The 15,189-nt window shown below is 71.0% G+C and carries 15 protein-coding genes and 1 pseudogene; 7 read left to right on the top strand and 9 right to left on the bottom strand.

Annotation, left to right across the window (positions count from 1 at the left end; all coding sequences use genetic code 11):
• Window positions 1-247: 247 nt before the first annotated feature.
• The 3 genes from ACQ614_RS33305 to ACQ614_RS33295 all read right to left on the bottom strand — a co-directional run bounded on the left by ACQ614_RS33305 (window position 248) and on the right by ACQ614_RS33295 (window position 2,067).
• The gene (locus tag ACQ614_RS33305) at window positions 248-631 is read right to left on the bottom strand and encodes a hypothetical protein (protein ID WP_431682765.1); all 384 of its coding nucleotides are present in this window, start codon (window positions 629-631) and stop codon (window positions 248-250) included.
• A 100-nt stretch (window positions 632-731) separates the two neighbouring features.
• Complete coding sequence (locus ACQ614_RS33300; protein WP_431682764.1) at window positions 732-1,073, bottom strand: SCO4225 family membrane protein; 342 nt, start codon at window positions 1,071-1,073, stop codon at window positions 732-734.
• Window positions 1,074-1,269: 196 nt separating this feature from the next.
• Window positions 1,270-2,067: a hypothetical protein gene (locus tag ACQ614_RS33295; protein ID WP_431682763.1), complete on the bottom strand. Its 798-nt coding sequence runs from the start codon at window positions 2,065-2,067 to the stop codon at window positions 1,270-1,272.
• Between the two features lie 648 nt (window positions 2,068-2,715).
• Here ACQ614_RS33295 and ACQ614_RS33290 point away from each other — a divergent pair.
• Window positions 2,716-2,905 (top strand): annotated as a pseudogene (locus ACQ614_RS33290) (IS256 family transposase); the annotation flags it as partial.
• Window positions 2,906-3,027: 122 nt separating this feature from the next.
• Here the strand turns inward: ACQ614_RS33290 and ACQ614_RS33285 are convergent.
• From ACQ614_RS33285 to ACQ614_RS33265, 5 genes are all read right to left on the bottom strand, one after another.
• Window positions 3,028-3,597, bottom strand: coding sequence for a copper resistance CopC family protein (locus ACQ614_RS33285; RefSeq protein ID WP_431682762.1), 570 nt, complete (start codon window positions 3,595-3,597; stop codon window positions 3,028-3,030).
• On the bottom strand, window positions 3,594-4,184 hold the full coding sequence (locus tag ACQ614_RS33280) for a hypothetical protein (RefSeq protein ID WP_431682761.1): 591 nt from the start codon (window positions 4,182-4,184) through the stop codon (window positions 3,594-3,596). The genes ACQ614_RS33285 and ACQ614_RS33280 overlap by 4 nt, the downstream gene beginning before the upstream one ends.
• 314 nt (window positions 4,185-4,498) lie before the next feature.
• Entirely contained in the window at window positions 4,499-5,716 is a 1,218-nt protein-coding gene (locus ACQ614_RS33275) for a putative PEP-binding protein (RefSeq protein ID WP_431684096.1), read from the bottom strand.
• A 27-nt stretch (window positions 5,717-5,743) separates the two neighbouring features.
• Window positions 5,744-7,621 carry an FAD/NAD(P)-binding protein gene (locus ACQ614_RS33270; RefSeq protein ID WP_431682760.1) on the bottom strand — a complete coding sequence of 626 codons (1,878 nt, stop codon included), beginning with the start codon at window positions 7,619-7,621 and terminating at the stop codon, window positions 5,744-5,746.
• A 288-nt stretch (window positions 7,622-7,909) separates the two neighbouring features.
• The gene (locus tag ACQ614_RS33265) at window positions 7,910-9,421 is read right to left on the bottom strand and encodes an MFS transporter (protein ID WP_431682758.1); all 1,512 of its coding nucleotides are present in this window, start codon (window positions 9,419-9,421) and stop codon (window positions 7,910-7,912) included.
• 252 nt (window positions 9,422-9,673) lie between these two features.
• On the opposite strand from ACQ614_RS33265, the gene ACQ614_RS33260 reads away from it, so the two are divergent.
• Both ACQ614_RS33260 and ACQ614_RS33255 read left to right on the top strand, forming a co-directional pair.
• Window positions 9,674-9,994 (top strand): NIPSNAP family protein, encoded by a 321-nt coding sequence (locus ACQ614_RS33260; protein ID WP_431682757.1) that lies wholly within the window; start codon window positions 9,674-9,676, stop codon window positions 9,992-9,994.
• Between the two features lie 52 nt (window positions 9,995-10,046).
• Window positions 10,047-11,249 carry a phthiocerol/phthiodiolone dimycocerosyl transferase family protein gene (locus tag ACQ614_RS33255; protein ID WP_431682755.1) on the top strand — a complete coding sequence of 401 codons (1,203 nt, stop codon included), beginning with the start codon at window positions 10,047-10,049 and terminating at the stop codon, window positions 11,247-11,249.
• A 79-nt stretch (window positions 11,250-11,328) separates the two neighbouring features.
• Here the strand turns inward: ACQ614_RS33255 and ACQ614_RS33250 are convergent, their stop codons facing one another.
• Window positions 11,329-11,574 carry a nuclear transport factor 2 family protein gene (locus tag ACQ614_RS33250; protein ID WP_431682754.1) on the bottom strand — a complete coding sequence of 82 codons (246 nt, stop codon included), beginning with the start codon at window positions 11,572-11,574 and terminating at the stop codon, window positions 11,329-11,331.
• A 19-nt stretch (window positions 11,575-11,593) separates the two neighbouring features.
• On the opposite strand from ACQ614_RS33250, the gene ACQ614_RS33245 reads away from it, so the two are divergent.
• From ACQ614_RS33245 to ACQ614_RS33230, 4 genes are all read left to right on the top strand, one after another.
• A complete protein-coding gene (locus ACQ614_RS33245; RefSeq protein ID WP_431676575.1) occupies window positions 11,594-12,910 on the top strand; it encodes an IS701 family transposase in 1,317 nt (438 codons plus the stop codon).
• A gap of 89 nt (window positions 12,911-12,999) precedes the next feature.
• A complete protein-coding gene (locus tag ACQ614_RS33240; RefSeq protein WP_431682753.1) occupies window positions 13,000-13,299 on the top strand; it encodes a hypothetical protein in 300 nt (99 codons plus the stop codon).
• 99 nt (window positions 13,300-13,398) lie between these two features.
• Entirely contained in the window at window positions 13,399-14,115 is a 717-nt protein-coding gene (locus ACQ614_RS33235; protein ID WP_431682751.1) for a formyltransferase family protein, read from the top strand.
• Window positions 14,116-14,196: 81 nt separating this feature from the next.
• Window positions 14,197-15,174: a sigma-70 family RNA polymerase sigma factor gene (locus ACQ614_RS33230; RefSeq protein WP_431682750.1), complete on the top strand. Its 978-nt coding sequence runs from the start codon at window positions 14,197-14,199 to the stop codon at window positions 15,172-15,174.
• Window positions 15,175-15,189 lie beyond the last annotated feature (15 nt).

Raw genomic sequence — 15,189 nt, 5'->3', positions numbered from 1 at the left:
GGAGGGCGGGAGATCGACCCGCTTCCCTGTTAAATGAACGGTGAAGGCCTGTCATCCGCCCCGGCGGACGGCCATCGACCCGAAGGATGCGGCAGAGCCGATTTCTGGTACGAGCTGCATCGGAAAACCCCCGTGAACAGATGCATGCACAACAATGATCGAACGTTAGCACACGCCTGCGATCATGATGAAACGACGGCCTCCGGCCTTGGCTTCATCTCTGGACTTTCTCCTCGACTCCACCACATCAAGGCCCGGACCGCCCCGGCACCGGCGGCCCGGGGCGGCGGCCCTGGAGATCGGTGACGAGGTGGGGTCCCCAATGGCTCCGGGCGGTCTGCGCCACGGGTCTTGCCGCGCTGTCGGCGGCGGAGCCGGGTGCGCAGGATGCTGCCGGAGCGAGGGCGAGGTAGAGGACCTTGCGCGGATCTTCGCCCGGGAACTTGCCGAAGCGGACGCCGGTTGGGCTGAGCAGGCCGGTGGCGAGGACGCAGTGGCTGCCGTCGCGCGGGTCGACGTGCAGCAGTTCGCCCGAGTAGTGGCCGACGGTGTACAGGTAGCCGTCCGGGCCGAGGGCGAGGTCGTCGAGGCCCCTGGAGACCGCCTGGGAAAGCCGCGCGACGGTGCGCACACTGGCCGGGTCGTCCAGCGGGATCGCGAAGACGGGCGAGGTGGGGCCGCCCTGCCGGGTCCGCGGACCGATCGGGTGCCTGGCCCGGCCGGTGGCTGTGCTACGCCTGCCTGCGCAGTGTGCCGGCGAGGCGGCCGAGCATGACGGCGTTGGCCAGGCCGGCGGCAGTCGCCGCGGCGGTGAGGAGCACGGGGCCGAACCATTCGAGCGGGGTGTCCCACACGAGAGCGGGGAGCGGGAGGGCGAGGATGCCGAGCGGTGCCGTGACCAGGACCGGCCACATCCCGGCGAAGGAGGTGTCCCGGGTCACGTACGCGGCGTGCAGGAAGACGCCGATCGCGGCGGCCACCAGTACGAGGTAGGCGCGGGAGGGCAAGTTGTCGAAGGCGGGCGTCAGCAGGGTACGGATGCGGTGCCGGCGGGGGCGGGCAGAGCGGGACATGTCCGTTGTCTTTCGTGTCGGTCCGGGGCCGGACGGGAGGGTGTCGCTCGGGCGTGTGGAGGACGGTTGTGATGCGCGGTTTGCTCGCGGCCGTCGGCGGCAATGACGGGCACGAGCTTGGGTGTGACAGTCGCCCGTGGCCGACTGCCGTGTCCTGGGCGGGGGTGTTCCTTCTCGGTCCGCCGGGCGTCGTGTATCAGGAGGCGGGGGTGTGCGCCTGTGTCCGCTGGATGTCGGTCACCTGCACGTCCTCCCGCTCGGACATGCCGAACGGTTCGACGGTGACGCCGTTGGTGGTGTTGGTGATCTCGAGGGCGAGGTTGTTGCCCATGAAGCGCAGGTCGATCCGCGCCCGGAGGGAGCCTGCGTTGCCGGGCATGCGGTGGATTCGGGAGGCGGGGTAGTCGAGGGCGGTCAGCTTGTCGCGCAGCGCATCGAAGCCGCTCGGGGTGGTGGTGAATGCTTCGCGGACGCGCTTGGCGTGTTCGGCGGCGGCGTACTGGTCGGCGGCGGTCAGCGGCACCTCCTGGAGTGGCTTCGGCCCGGCGGGAGAGGTCTGTCCGGTCGGTTCGGGGGCATCCGAAGGCAGCGGGACGGGGATGTCGCCGTCGGCGTTCGGGGTGCCCGGCGGGGTCCGGCCCGGCCCGTAGAGGGGCGTGCCCGTGTCCTGTTCCGCGCCCGGCAGGTTCTCGGGCCCGGGTGCCTCACCGCCCGGGGCGGGGAGCAGCCTGCCGAGGTCGACCTTGGTGTCTGCGTCGCCCTTGTCGCTCGGTGCGCCGGGCGAGCAGTGCTGGATGACGCGGCCCACCAGGGTGATGAAGCGTATGTCGGGGTCGGTCGGGGCCGGCAGGTCGTCGGCCGCGTTCTTCGCCGTCAAGGCACTTCCTGCGCGGGTGTGATCGGCGGTGGTGGCGGGCTGGGGGGCGCAGCCGGCCAGGGCCAGGCAGCCGAGCGCGGCGGCCAGGACGGGTGTGGGGAGGGTGATCTTCCGCATGGCCGTAATCCTGGCGGTCGGGGATCTTCGCGCCCATGAGTACGCGTACTCACCTGTCACGGCCTGACACTCATTCACTCGGGTTCAGTGTGCTGGTGATCTGCGCGTGGGGCGTCGTGTGAGGGCGCGTCGGTGGCTCGCGCGATCAGCCGACCTCGGATCGGTGCCGGCGTCGGTTGCGCCGGTGCGGTGTCGGAGTGGGACGCTCCGAGTGCCCATGGAACTGTGAGAGGTCTTACGGATGAGGGCCTGACCGTGGAGGCCGCTGAAGGAGCGTGGGCAGTGGAGCGTGTGGTTGCCGTCGGTTGGCATGTTGGTTGGTCACCTGTCCGGGGATGCGGTTCTACGTGGCTCGGTCTGTGCGTGCTCAGGTGGTGGTCTGCGGTGCCACGTCGTCGAGGTGCCTGAGGCGGCTGACGGGTGACAGGAGCACAGGCGCGATCATCACTGCGGAGCCGAGGGCGATCGCTGCAAGAGCGCGGGGTCGAGCAGGCCGGCCTCGATCAGCGGGGACCCCTCCCCAAGGATCCGGCGGATCCGCGGGACACCGTGTCGGCGCATCGCCGTGGTGATGATCCGGTGGAAGTTCTCGCGATCGGCGGGCGGACGACCTGCAACGGTCGAAGATGGGGCCTTGTCCCCGGTGAGGACCGGTGCCTGGGGTTCCAGGAGGAGTGGGGCGACAAGTACCCGATGATCGTGCGGCTTTGGAAGAACTCCTGGGCCGAGTTCGCGCCGTTTCTCCAGTTCGGACAGACGCTGGACCATGCGATGGAAGCCCGCACTCCCGGCCTTCGACATCGCCTTCGACGGCCGACTATCCATCGGCCGCCGGTAGCTCACATCACACGAGATACACCGCTGGCTGCACAGACCCGGTCACCACCGATTACGGGACAGAGCCGTTCAATGGACAGACCCTGATGGCGCGCCAGGAATGCGAGTGAGGCGCGCCAAGTACTAGGCGTGTGCTCGGGGGCGGCGGAGGCGGGGGCGCCGGAGCATCAGGAGCACGGCGCCCGGGAGCAGGACGGCATCGACGCAGATCAGCAGGAGGTTCCAGGCACCACCGACCGCGTGGGAGTGGGTGAGGCTGCCGTCGTCCCCGGTGGCCGCGGCGGAAGGGTTGTCGGCGGTGGTGCCCACACCGAAGGTAGTTGTGCCGGAGACTTCGCGGTCGCCGCCCAGGACGAGCCGGTAGGTGACATGGTAGGTGCCCCGGACATCGATCCGGACCGGCGTGATCAGGCGGCGGCCGTCCAGCCGCGGCCGGCCGTCGCTGACGGGCGCGCCGTCGGGCCCGTTGACCTGGAGGTAGATCGATCCGGGTTGGAAGTCGTCGCCGGAGAAGGTCAGAGCGACCTCCTTCGGGGCCTGTACGAGGGCGCTGCCGTCGGCCGGAGTGACGCCCGACAGCCGGACCGGCTGGCGGGCGCTGATCCACAGCAGTCCGACGAGGAGCAGCACGACGACGCCGACGCCGAGGACGAGGGTTCGCCGGAAGGACTGCGGCGATCCGGTGACACTCACGCGGTCGCCGCTACATCGTGGCGATGGACAGCGTGCTTGCAGCTGCACGTCATCTCGGACAGCTCGTGCCGGTTGGGCCTCAGGTGGTAGTACATGCTGATTACCATCGGGACGAAGACGATGGTGTTGTAGAAGAGGTGCAGCTCGACCCGGGGGAACACCAGCTGCAGCACCGAGGTCGGCACCGGCTTTCCGAACAGGAAGTGCCCGGTCTGGGCCTGCAGGAGCAGGAGCAGGTGCTCGATGTGGTGCCAGAACTGGATCACCAGCGCTACCGTCCACCAGGTGCGGCCCCGCCCGACGAACCCAGGGCGCAGCAGGAACAACCCGATGATCATGACCAGGGCGTAGCCGTAATGCATCCATTCCGACGTCACCAGCCACGGGAACTCGTACCCCAGGAGGCCCTTGGACTTCGGGATCGGCCAGCCGAGGCCCCAGATCTGGTACGCCTGCGCGATGTGCTCCGCCCAGTGGGCGAGCACCAGCACCAGGAAGACGTTCAGGGCGGCACGGTGCGATCCGTGGTTCAGGCGGCTGAACGGCCTCTGCGAGCCGGTCCTCGACGGTGCGGTGTATGTGGTCATCAGTCTGGTCTCCTACGGAGGGCGGAGGGCGGGGAGCTCGCGGCACACGGGGCGACGTGCGTGCCCCAGATTGATGGCCGCACTCCGGAGCGGGCTTCTCCCAACGTGCTCAGCTTCCTTGCCGGGAAGCACTTGACGTTCACTCAGAAAAGCTTCGGTGGAAGGGGATTACGGACGCGCGTGGCGTGGGTCCAGGCACCGGGCCGGGCTCGGGATTCCGGGAGGGCGACCGCCTTCCTCGGGCCACGGGGCCGGCGGGTGGCGCAGCCCCGCCATCCGCCGCCCAGCACACCCTTGCCGCTGCCTTCGTCCGGTCAGGATGGTGATCCCAAAGGAGCGGTGTCGGGCTGGAGGACCCGGATCAGTTCGGCGGTGCACATCATGTAGCCGTCAGGTACGGGGAGTTCGCTGAGGTAGTGGGCAAGGTCAATACCGAGGGAGAAGACCCGGACCGGGGTGCCGGCGGCACGGGCGGCTTCAACGACCCGGCGGACGCCGTCGAGGACGGCGGGATGGCGGGTCTGGTAGGAGTCGGCGACCAGGTGGTTGCCGCGGTCGGCGGCCAGGTAGAACTGGACGAGGTCCTTGACCCCGACGAAGAGTTCGCTGGCGCCGGCGGCGCAGATCTGCGGGGTGGCGTGGACAGCGGCCGGGGTCTCGATGAAGGCGGAGAGCGGGAGGGTGGAGGGGAGTTCCAGGTGGGCCCGCAACTGGGCGTACTCGTCGGCGTCGTTGAGAAAAGGGACGGAGAGGTGGACGCGTGCCGCCTGGTCGCCGAGCCGGGTGCTCAGCGTGTCGAGCACCCGGTGCAGGGCGTCCCGGTAGGGGATTGAGCCGAGCAGCCATCGGGCGCCGTGCAGCCCCAGCTCGGGGTTGGGTTCGACGGCGACGGCGGACTGCTCGGTGACGCTGGCGGCGTGGTCGGAGCGCATGTCGAGCAGGCGCAGGATGAGGCGCTGATCGGGGAGGAGCTCCTCGACGAAGGCGCCGAGGCGTTCGGCGATGGCCTGCCCGTAGCGGGCGGTCTCGTCGGGCCCGCCGTCGAAGGCGTCGAGCGGACTGAGTCCGGCGGCGAGGCAGAGGAACTCCTCGCGAATGAAGAACGAGTCGACGCGCTTGGCGTTCGGGCCGGACGAGTTGACGGACCGGATGTCCTGGAAGTCGGCGATGACCGCGCATGCCGCGCCGAGGTTCTCAGCGGTGGGGGCGGCTGTGTCCGGTACGGCGGCGGACTCCGTGGCCGGGTCGGGGTCGATCAGGATCGACCCGTTCTCCAGGTCGAGGGTGACCTCGCCGACCAGGGCGGCGAGGTCGGCTTCGTCGACCCTGAGCACCGGGATGCCGCGGCCGCGGCACAGGGACTGCATGTGTCCGGTCTGCCCGCCACCGCCGCAGACCACGGCGTCGGCCGCGACGATGGCGTCGTACAGGCCCGCTTCCAGATGGGGGGCGACCAGGATGGATCCCGCCTGCGGGTGCCCGGTGCGGTTGCAGGTGCCGCGAAGGGTGGCGCGGGTGCCACCGGTGAGCATGAAGCCCTGGATCCGTCGCCCGTTCAATTAGTCCTCCATGTCCTCGTCGGTGTACGCGCTGTCCGTGATCCCCAGGTGACGGCGCAGTTGGCGCGGCGTCACCGATACGTCGGTGAGTTTCCGGACGGCGGACCGGGTGACCGCCGCCTGCAGTCGGCGACGGCGTCCGGGGTCGTCCGAGGCGGTGGGAGAGCCGATCAGAGCGTCCAGGCGGGCGTCGAGCCGCTCCCGCTGGGCGCGGGCGCCGGTTGCCATCCTCCTCACCTCCAGCTTCACAGCGTGCTCGAACGCGGAGTCGGTCGCTTCCTCGAACGTGCCGTCGGAGGTGCGGGATCCGGCCATGTCGCGAGCGGGTCGGGGATTCGAGGCGGAGGACCGGCCGGGAGCGGAGGCAGAACCGGGATCCGGGTCCGGGTCGCAGGCCGGCTCGAGCAGCTCCAGCTGTTCGATGACGTGGGCCGCGACCGCGATGGAGTGGTTCTTGATGGCGGCGAGGTTGAAGGCGAAGGCGCCGGTGCGGCCGTTGCGCACGATCTCGTCGCCCTCGCGCAACGGGCCGACGGCGGTGAGCGGGCCGCTGGGCACGCCGGAGGAAGTGAGCAGGACCCCGCGGTGGTCGACGTCGAGACCGCGGCCGGTGCGCTCGTGCGAAGTGGCGAGGCCGCGGCGCAGCAGGTTGCGCCACAGCGGCTCCCGTACCCGCCGGTAATCGGTCTCCCGACCGAAGTTGGAGACCACCAGGTCCGCCTGGACGGCCAGTTTCTCGTCGGCGGTGGCGACGGTGACCTCCAGTCGGCCGCACTCGGTGGGGGTGATCGCCTGGACGGCCCCGACCAGCAGACGGACGGGACCGGGATCCATCGCCTGCTCGATGACCTCGATGGTGTACTGAACCGCGCCGACCCGGAGGGCAGCGATCGCAGTGCCGAACTCATCCAGCAGAGAACGCAATTCGGGTGTGGGAATGCGCTCGATGGCGGTGGGCAGGTGGGGTTCCCAGGCCTTGGCCACCCGTTCGGCGACCACCTCGGGGGCGACGTCCGGATACTCGCGGGCGACGGTCGCGCAGGCTGCCGTCCACTCGGTCCGGACCCGGTCGAGGAACTCCTCGCGGTTGCGGTAGGGCTCCAGCAGCGTGCGGGGGCAGGCGAGGTTCAGGACACTGTGCTCGTGGGTGCCCGGGTAGGCGCGGAACATCGTCCCGGTGCGGGAGACCAGCCGGATGCTTCCGGTGTGGCCGCGGCGCAGGAGCAGGCCCGCCGAGTCATAGGCGCTGAGCACCGAACCGACGATGACCACGTCGGCCTCGGGCGGCAGCGCCTCCAACCTGTTGACGCCGTCGGCCGAGTAGGGGTGGCGGACGAAGCAGGGGTGCTCGAGCACCTCGGTGGCGAAGGGCAGGTCCTTCAGCTCCAGGCCGGTGGCGAGAACCACGTGCGCGGCGGGCACGCGCTCCGTGCCGCCGTCGCCCAGTCGGACAGTCAGGTCGACACCGTCGTCGGTGAGTTCGAGGTCGACGGCCTCGCCGTCGGTCTCGGTGAGCAGGACGCCCGGATAGGCCTCCCGGGCGGCCTCGGCGAGCCGCTGCTCCAGGTAGTCGTGGAAGATCCGCCGAGGTGCCGGACCCGGCTCGGTGAACTCGTGGTCGGCCCACCGCGCGGGCCAGTCTCCGCGATCGGCCTCCCGGTTGGCCCAGTGGACGAAGTCGAGGACGTCCTCCCTGAACACCGACATCCGCCCGGCCTGGATGTTGAAGACGTGGTCCCAGGGGTTGCCGTGCCGGTGGTAGGCGACTCCGGCGGAGCGGTAGTCGGTGCGCCGTTCCAGCAGGACGATCTCGACCGGGCGGCGGGCGAACCGGAGCATTCTGATGGCGGTGGCCGTGCCTGCCAGGCCTGCTCCCACCACGATGATCCTTGGGCGGGTCCCTGTTCGAGTCATGTTGAGGCCTCTCGGTCGAGGGGTGGGGAGTCCGGGACCCGACGCCGTTCACCGCGCGGGACCCGAACCCCTGGAGGAGGGTTCGCGGGAGCTGCCCACGGACCGGGCCGGGCCGGCTCCCCGATCGTCCCGGTCCCGGCGCGAGCCCACGCCTTCGGCTGGGCACCGCCGGAGTGGACGACGCGCCCGGAACCGCCCGAGCGCCGCGTCGGCGGACGCGGCGCTCGGGCGGTTCCGGGTGGGCCGGGCGGGTCAGTCGGAGGCGCTCGCCGGGGACGGGACGGCGGTTGCGGGGGCCGCCGGGGACGGGCGGCGGGCCCGCAGGACGATGCGGGACAGGATGATGCCGGGAGCCACGCCGACCGCGGCGACGGCCAGGATCCAGACCGCGCTCGTCGACATCGCACTGCCCAGGACGTGCGCGCGCATGCCGTCGCCGATCCGCTCGACCAGCGTCAGGTAGATCGCACCGTACACCGCGATGCCCGCCACCTGACCGAGCTGGACGATGGTGGTCAACAGTCCGCTGGCGTCCACCGCCTTGTCCATCGGCACGTTGACCAGTGACTGGGTGAGCAGCGGGCTCACCGACAGGCCCATGCCGACGCCGTTGAGGATCGTGCCGACCCACATGAGCGTCCCGCCGGAGCCGCCGTTCTGCATGGCGATCGCGATCAGGCCGTAGGAGACCGCGGAGACCGCCAGACCGGCCGGGGCGAGCACGTGGTGGATCCGCTCAGGAAGCTTGCGCCAGTAGAAGCCGGCCAGACCGAAGGCGACCGACATCGGCAGGTAGGTCAGGCCTGCCCGCAGTGCGCTCTCGCCGAGGCCCTGCTGGAGGTGGAGCGTGAAGACGAACAGGAAGCCGCCGTAGGTGAGCTGGACGCACACCACGGTGATCATGCCGATCGACATGCCGGACGCACGCAGGACGGCGAGGTTGAGCAGCGGGTCACCGCCGCGGGCCGCGATCCCCCGCTCGACGCGTACGAACACGGCGGCGAGCGCGACTCCTGCGGCCATGCAGACGAACGTCCAGGCAGGCCAGTCCAGCTCGCGCCCGAGAACAGCGGGGAGGACCATCAGGAACACCGCCGGGACCGCCAGCGCCAGGCCGTACAGGTCCAGCCTGCGGCGACCGGTCGGGGCGTCCTGCGGGAGCAGCCGCGGGACGAGCGCGATCAGGACCAGGCCGATCGGCACGTTGACCAGGAACACCGGGCGCCAGCTCGCGCCGAACAGGTCGGCGTTGACGATCACTCCGCCGAGGACGAGGCCCGCCACCGCGCCGGTCGACAGCACCGCGCCGTACGCGGACAGCGCTTTGGCGCGTGCCTGGCCCTGGAACTGCATCTGGATGACGCTCATGATCTGCGGCACCATGATCGCCGCGCTGGCGCCCTGGGCGAAGCGGAACACCACCAGCGTGACGGCGTTCGGCGCGAACGCGCAGCCCACCGAGGTGAGGGTGAACACGAGGACGCCCAGCAGGTACATCCGGCGCCGTCCGTACAGGTCGCCCAGTCGGGCGCCGGTGATCAGCAGCATCGCGTAGGCGATCGTGTAGCCGCCGACGACGAGCTGCAAGGACGCGCCGGAGGCGTGCAGCTGGGTGCCGATCGAGGGCATGGCCACGTTGACGATGAACACGTCGACCAGGCCCATGAACTGTCCGAGCAGCAGCAGTACCAGCATCATCCACCGCCGGTTGGACTCTGCGGCGGGTGCCGCGGTCGACTGCATCGCCGACCCTGCCGTGGTCATGACTCTCTCCGTTCGATCGTTCCACCCCCGGGGCGTGGCGCGGGCGCTGCCGGCCAGGGCTCGGTCTACATACCGACGGCGGGGGCGGAACTCATCGCCGTTCGCGCGCGGATCCGCCGCGAACGTGCCGGGGCACTCAGGGAGAAGTCCGCCCGGGCACCCCGTGGCTAGGCTCCCCGACGCGAACCCGCGCCGCGTCGGACGTCGGCAGGCGGGGCCATGATGCCTTCCCCGAACGGGAGTTGACTTGCCATGATCTATGAGCTGCGCGAGTACACCGCCGTCCCCGGCCGACTGCCGGACCTGATCCGCCGGTTCAACGAGCACGCCCTGAAACTGCTCGCCGAGCACGGGATGGAGGTGGTCTTCATCTCGCTGACCGAGTTCGGCCCCCAGACCATGGGCCAGGTCGTCTACGTGCTGCGGCACGACTCCTACGACGCCCTCGAACGCAACTGGGCGTCCTTCTTCGCCGACCCGCGGTGGACCGAAGCCAAGCGGCTCAGCGAACTCGACGGCCCGCTCGTGGCCCGGCTCGACCGGCGCATCCTCACCCCCACGCCGTTCGCGTGACCCGGCCCGGCCGATCCGCTCCCCTCCCACCGGACGCACGAAAGGTTCGCCGATGACGCACGAGCGACGTTCCCTCACCTTCTTCGAGTCCCTGTTCTACCTGTGGCGCGTCGGACCCGTCGTCGCAAGCGTCACGCTGGAGGGGCGGGTGGACGCGGAGGTCCTGCAGCGGGCGCTGGGCCTCCTCCAGCGCGACCACCCGCTGGTGCGCTGTTCCTTCCGCCGCGCCCCGGACGCGGTCTCCATCGAGCTGGCCGACGACGGGCCGGTGCTGGAACTCGTCGCACCGGGGAGCAACGGCCTCGCGCAGGTGCTCAACACCGAACTGCAGGACGACCGCCGGGTCTACCGGGTCACGCTCGCCCAGGGGCCGCAGTCGGCGGTGCTCAGCTTCGCCGGCGACCACGCCGGCAGCGACGCCAGGCTGAACACGCTGCTGCTGCGCCGTCTGCTCGGCCACTACACCGACCTGCTGCGCGGGGTGGAAAGCGAACCGACCGGCAGGTCCGCGTTCGAGGGGTCGCTGGAGGAGGCGCTGCTCGCGGCGTACGAGCCGGGGCCGGTGCAGCCGCCGCAGGGGGGCGAACCGCCGCTGACGCTGCACGTGGCGGCCGACGCGCCGGGCGAGCTGGCGGTGCGCGGCTTCGCCTTCGAGCCGGCGACCACGGCCGCGCTGCTTGCCGCGGCCCGCCGGGACGGGGTCTCCCTCACCAATCTGCTGGTCGGGGCCATGGCGTGCGCGGTGCGCGCCCGGTTCCCGGAGGCCGGTCCGCTGCCCGTGGCGCCCGCCTTTGCCGTGGACCTCAGGTCCCGGGTCGACCCGCCGATCGCCGCGGACGCTCCGTTCTGCTGCGTGGCGCGGCTGGTCTGCTCCACCGGCGTCGACGTGGACGACCGCCCCGCGGAGGTGGGCCGGCGGATCGGCGCGCAGCTCAAGGAGTCCCTGGAGCAGGAGGAGATCCAGCACCGGCTGGTCTCCCAGCGCGCGGTCGGCGAGGCCACCCCGCTGCCGCCGATCTCCTTCATGGTTTCGAACATCGGCGTCATCGAGGAGTACCCGGTGCCGGAGGGCCTGCGGGTCACCGACAGCCGGTGGGCCACCACCTCGCGCGGGCCGGTGCCGACACTGTTCGGTTCGACCGTGGAAGGCCGGCTCACTCTCGACCTGGTCTACGACACGGCGTTCCACCGCACCGAGGTGATCGAGGAGGTGGCCAAGCAGTTCGAGGCGGTCCTGCTCGCCGGCGTGGACTGACGGCGCGACGCCCACGCGGAAGGCCCCCGCTCCGGCTCCGGAGCGGGGGCCTTCCCGCGGTGTACGCCCGGCCCGGGGGTCAGTGCGCGGGCGCCAGCATCGCGCTGTTGTGGTAGGCGGCGATGTGCCACGAGCCGTCCTTCTTCTCCAGGACCCAGGTGGCGTTGATCTTGCGGGCGTCGGGGACCTCGCTCTCCCCCGCGAACAGGATGCCGGATTCGCTGACGACGATCGCGGCGGAATGTACTCGTCTTTCGCGGTTTTCATGATCGAAAGAGGGGGCTTGTGTCGTAGACGTGCGGAAGCATCGACGGGTCTGTTCCACCTCTGTCGAGGGGCCGTCGATGCTTCCACCGGGGACCGTACCCCCTTCGCTGTTACTCGTGCTGGCGGTCTTCCGGGATTGCTTCACCGCGCCGTCGTTCGAGACGCTCGCGGCGCTGGTCACGGGGACGGTGACACGTACTGGGCGGCGGACGGTGACCGGGATGCTGACCGGCGCCGGACTGTCGGCCCGGTGGCCGCACGACCGGGCCCACCGGTTCTTCGCCGCCGGGGTGTGGGACCTGGACCGGGTCGGCCTCGTGCTGGCCCGTCTGATCGTGGAGCGGCTGCTGCCCGCGGGGGCTGCGCTGCAGGTCGCCGTCGACGACACGCTGTTCAAGCGCACGGGGCGCAAGGTCTTCGGTGCCGCGTGGCAGTACGACGGTGCGGCCACCGGACCGAAGCCCATCGGGCGGGGGACCTGCTTCGTGGTGGTCGCCCTGGTGGTGCGCCTGCCTTTCCTCACCCGCCCGATCGCGTTGCCCATCCTGGCCCGGCTGTGGCGCCCCAAACAGGGGAAGACGAAAGTCGATCTCGCCCTCGACCTGGTCGCGCTGCTGGCCCGCGCGTTCACCGACCGGCGGATCGACGTGGTGGCCGACGGCGCCTACCACGGCCGCGCCCTGCGCGAGCTGCCCGGCACGGTGACGTGGACGTGCCGGCTGCCGGTCAACGCCGCCCTGTACGAACTCGCCCCGCCGCCGACCGGCCGCCGTGGCCGGCCGTGCCTGAAGGGCGCCAAGATCGGCACCCCGAAGAGCTGGGCCGAGCAGGCAGTCTTCACCGCGCACACCGTCACCCGGTACAACCGGCCGCCCGCGACCGTGCACATCGCCGAGCTCGTCTGCCTGTGGTACGGCAGCTTCCACACCCGCACCATCCGCGTCCTGCTCGTCCGCGACCCGGGCTCGACCAAGCCCTTCGACCTGGCCCTGGTCACCACCGACCTGACCACCCCCGCCGCCGAGCTGGTGGAACGCTACGCCGGCCGCTGGTCGATCGAGACCACCTTCGAGGAAGTCCGCGAACACCTGGGCGTCGGCCAGGCCCAGAACAGGGTCCGGGCGGCGGTCGAGCGCACCGTGCCGTTCGGCCTGTACGTCTACAGCCTCACCGTCATCTGGTACGCCCTTCACGGCCACCACCCCGCCGACGTCGCCGAGCACCGGGCCCGCGCCCCCTGGTACACCACCAAGACCACCCCGTCCTTCCAGGACATGGTCGTCAAGCTCCGGCGCACCGTCATTGCGGCCAGGAATATGCCCGAACACGCAGGTCAGCCCACCGACCACGAAATCGCCGCCGTCCACCGGGCCTGGGCCGCCGCAGCCGCGTAGCCCACAAGACGATCAAGAAAACCGCGAAAGACGAGCAACGCGGTGAGGACCCGGTCCGGGCACGGGCGCTCGCCGCGACCCAACTGGCCGTGTTCGCGGCCCGGGCCTCGGCGGCCCCGCTGATCTCCTTCCACGGCTTCGAGTCCGAGGTCGCCTCGATCCGCGAGGCGTTCTCACGGCGCGACATGCCCGGCGTGGCGGCCGCCGTCTCCGATCGGATGCTCGACACACTGACGGTCCACGGCACTCCGAAGGAGGCCAAGGAGCGGTTCGCGGCCGTCTTCGACGGCGTCTACGACGAGGCCCTGCTGTTCACCGCCGGCAAGGGCATGCCGGCGGGCGGCTTCGAGGAGAGTCTGCTGGGCGTCTGCGAGGCCTTCGGGGACTGACCGGCCCCGCCGAACTCGGGCAACACGGAAGCAGTCCGACGCCGCCGGCCGCCCCTACGCTCGTGGCCACAGCCAAGCCACAGCCACCAGGAGGGACCCGTGAACATCTACCTGTCCGGCCAGGGGGGGTTCGCCGTCACCGTGGCGGAAGCCCTGGTCGAGGAACACAAGATCGTGGGGGTGGCCGCGCCGCGCCAGCGTGGACGGCTCGCCCCGGGCCAGGGACCGGAGGACGACGCGAACCCGATGACCTGGGACCGGCTGCGCTCCTGGGCGTACCCGCGCGGCGTCGAGTGGACCCCGTCCACCGACCTGAGGGCGCATCACATACCGGACGGGACCGACATCATTCTGGCCGCGCACTCGCACGCGTTCATCGGGCGCCGGACCAGGGCCCGCGCCCGGGTGGCCGCGATCGGCTACCACCCGAGCCTGCTGCCGCTGCACCGGGGCCGGGACGCCATCCGCTGGACGATCCGCGACGGCGACCGGGTGACCGGCGGCTCGGTCTACCACCTGACCGAGCGCACCGACGCGGGCCCGATCGCCGCGCAGGAGCACCTCCTCGTCCCGCCCGGCTCCACCGTCGAGTCGCTGTGGCGCGAGCACCTGACGCCGCTCGGCGTGCGCCTGATCCTGCGGGTGGTGAACGACCTGGAGCGCGGCCACCGTGTGGAGGTCGAGCAGGACGAGTCGCTGGCCGGCTGGGAGCCCGCCATGGGCGTCGCCCCCCTGTTCAAGCCCGAGCTGATCGAACTGCCCGTCCCCGGCTCCGGCACGGTGCGCGGGGACCGGTGGGCTTTGAACGGGTTCTGACCACCTGTTGGCCGCTGTCCGCGGTAAGGTCGTCCGGCTGTGCGGCTGCTCGGCCGCGGTGAGGGCCGGAAGGGGCATGCGGTGACCGCAGAAGACGATTTCGACCACCGCACCGCGCCGTACCGGTCCGAGCTGCTGGCCTACTGCTACCGGATGCTCGGCACCGTCCACGACGCCGAGGACCTGGTCCAGGAAACCTACCTTCGGGCTTGGCGGGCGCGCGAGCAGTACGACGAGACCCGCAGCTCGCTGCGCACCTGGCTCTACCGGATCGCCACCAACGCCTGCCTGACCGCCCTCAAGGGCGCGGGCCGGCGGCCGCTGCCGTCCGGGCTGGTGACCGAGTCGGAGCCGCTCAAGCCGCTGGTCCGCGGCGACGACGTGCCCTGGCTGCAGCCGTTCCCCGACTCGCTGCTCGGCACCGGCGACCCGGCCGGCACCGTGATCGACCGCAGCAGCCTGCGGCTGGCGTTCGCCGCCGCCCTCCAGCACCTGTCGGCCCGCCAGCGCGGCGCGCTCATCCTTCGGGACGTGCTCAGCTTCACGGCGTCCGAGGCGGCGGAGATCCTCGGCACCACGGTGGTGTCGGTGAACAGCTCCCTGCAACGGGCGCGGGCCCGGCTCAAGGAGGCCGGGATCGAGCACGAGTGCCTCGGCGAGCCGCTGGCGGCCGAGCAGCGGGCCTGGGTGGACCGCTACATGAAGGCCTTCGAGAATGCCGACGTGGAGAGCCTCAAGCGGCTGCTCACCGAGGACGTGCTCATGGAGATGCCGCCGATGCTCAACTGGTTCACCGGCCGGGAGAACTACGGCCGGTTCATGCACTGGGTGTTCGAGAAGTCCGGTACGGACTGGCACCTGGAGCGGATCGGCGCCAACGGCCAGCCCGGCTTCGCCGCCTACCGGCGGGTGGGCGACGACTACCGGCTGCACACCCTCCAGGTGTTCACCGTCACCGCCGGGGGCATCAGCCGCACCTCGGTGTTCCAGGACCCCGAGGTGTACGCCGCCTTCGGCCTGCCGGCCGAGCTCGACGCTCGGGGGCTCCCCCGCTCCTGACCGCGGCCCGATCGT

Origin of the sequence: Kitasatospora dryopteridis (genome assembly GCF_050749075.1) — a bacterium.
Lineage (GTDB): Bacteria > Actinomycetota > Actinomycetes > Streptomycetales > Streptomycetaceae > Kitasatospora.
Note: the sequence above shows the minus strand (reverse complement) of the source record. Positions and strands in the feature narration are given on the sequence as shown.

What these genes read in the sequence shown, in the direction of transcription:
- ACQ614_RS33300 (WP_431682764.1), bottom strand. Translation starts at nt 1,073, where the DNA reads ATGTCCCGCTCTGCCCGCCCCCGCCGGCACCGCATCCGTACCCTGCTG.
- ACQ614_RS33295 (WP_431682763.1), bottom strand. Translation starts at nt 2,067, where the DNA reads ATGCGGAAGATCACCCTCCCCACACCCGTCCTGGCCGCCGCGCTCGGC.
- ACQ614_RS33280 (WP_431682761.1), bottom strand. Translation starts at nt 4,184, where the DNA reads ATGACCACATACACCGCACCGTCGAGGACCGGCTCGCAGAGGCCGTTC.
- ACQ614_RS33275 (WP_431684096.1), bottom strand. Translation starts at nt 5,716, where the DNA reads ATGCTCACCGGTGGCACCCGCGCCACCCTTCGCGGCACCTGCAACCGC.
- ACQ614_RS33265 (WP_431682758.1), bottom strand. Translation starts at nt 9,421, where the DNA reads ATGACCACGGCAGGGTCGGCGATGCAGTCGACCGCGGCACCCGCCGCA.
- ACQ614_RS33260 (WP_431682757.1), top strand. Translation starts at nt 9,674, where the DNA reads ATGATCTATGAGCTGCGCGAGTACACCGCCGTCCCCGGCCGACTGCCG.
- ACQ614_RS33255 (WP_431682755.1), top strand. Translation starts at nt 10,047, where the DNA reads ATGACGCACGAGCGACGTTCCCTCACCTTCTTCGAGTCCCTGTTCTAC.
- ACQ614_RS33245 (WP_431676575.1), top strand. Translation starts at nt 11,594, where the DNA reads ATGCTTCCACCGGGGACCGTACCCCCTTCGCTGTTACTCGTGCTGGCG.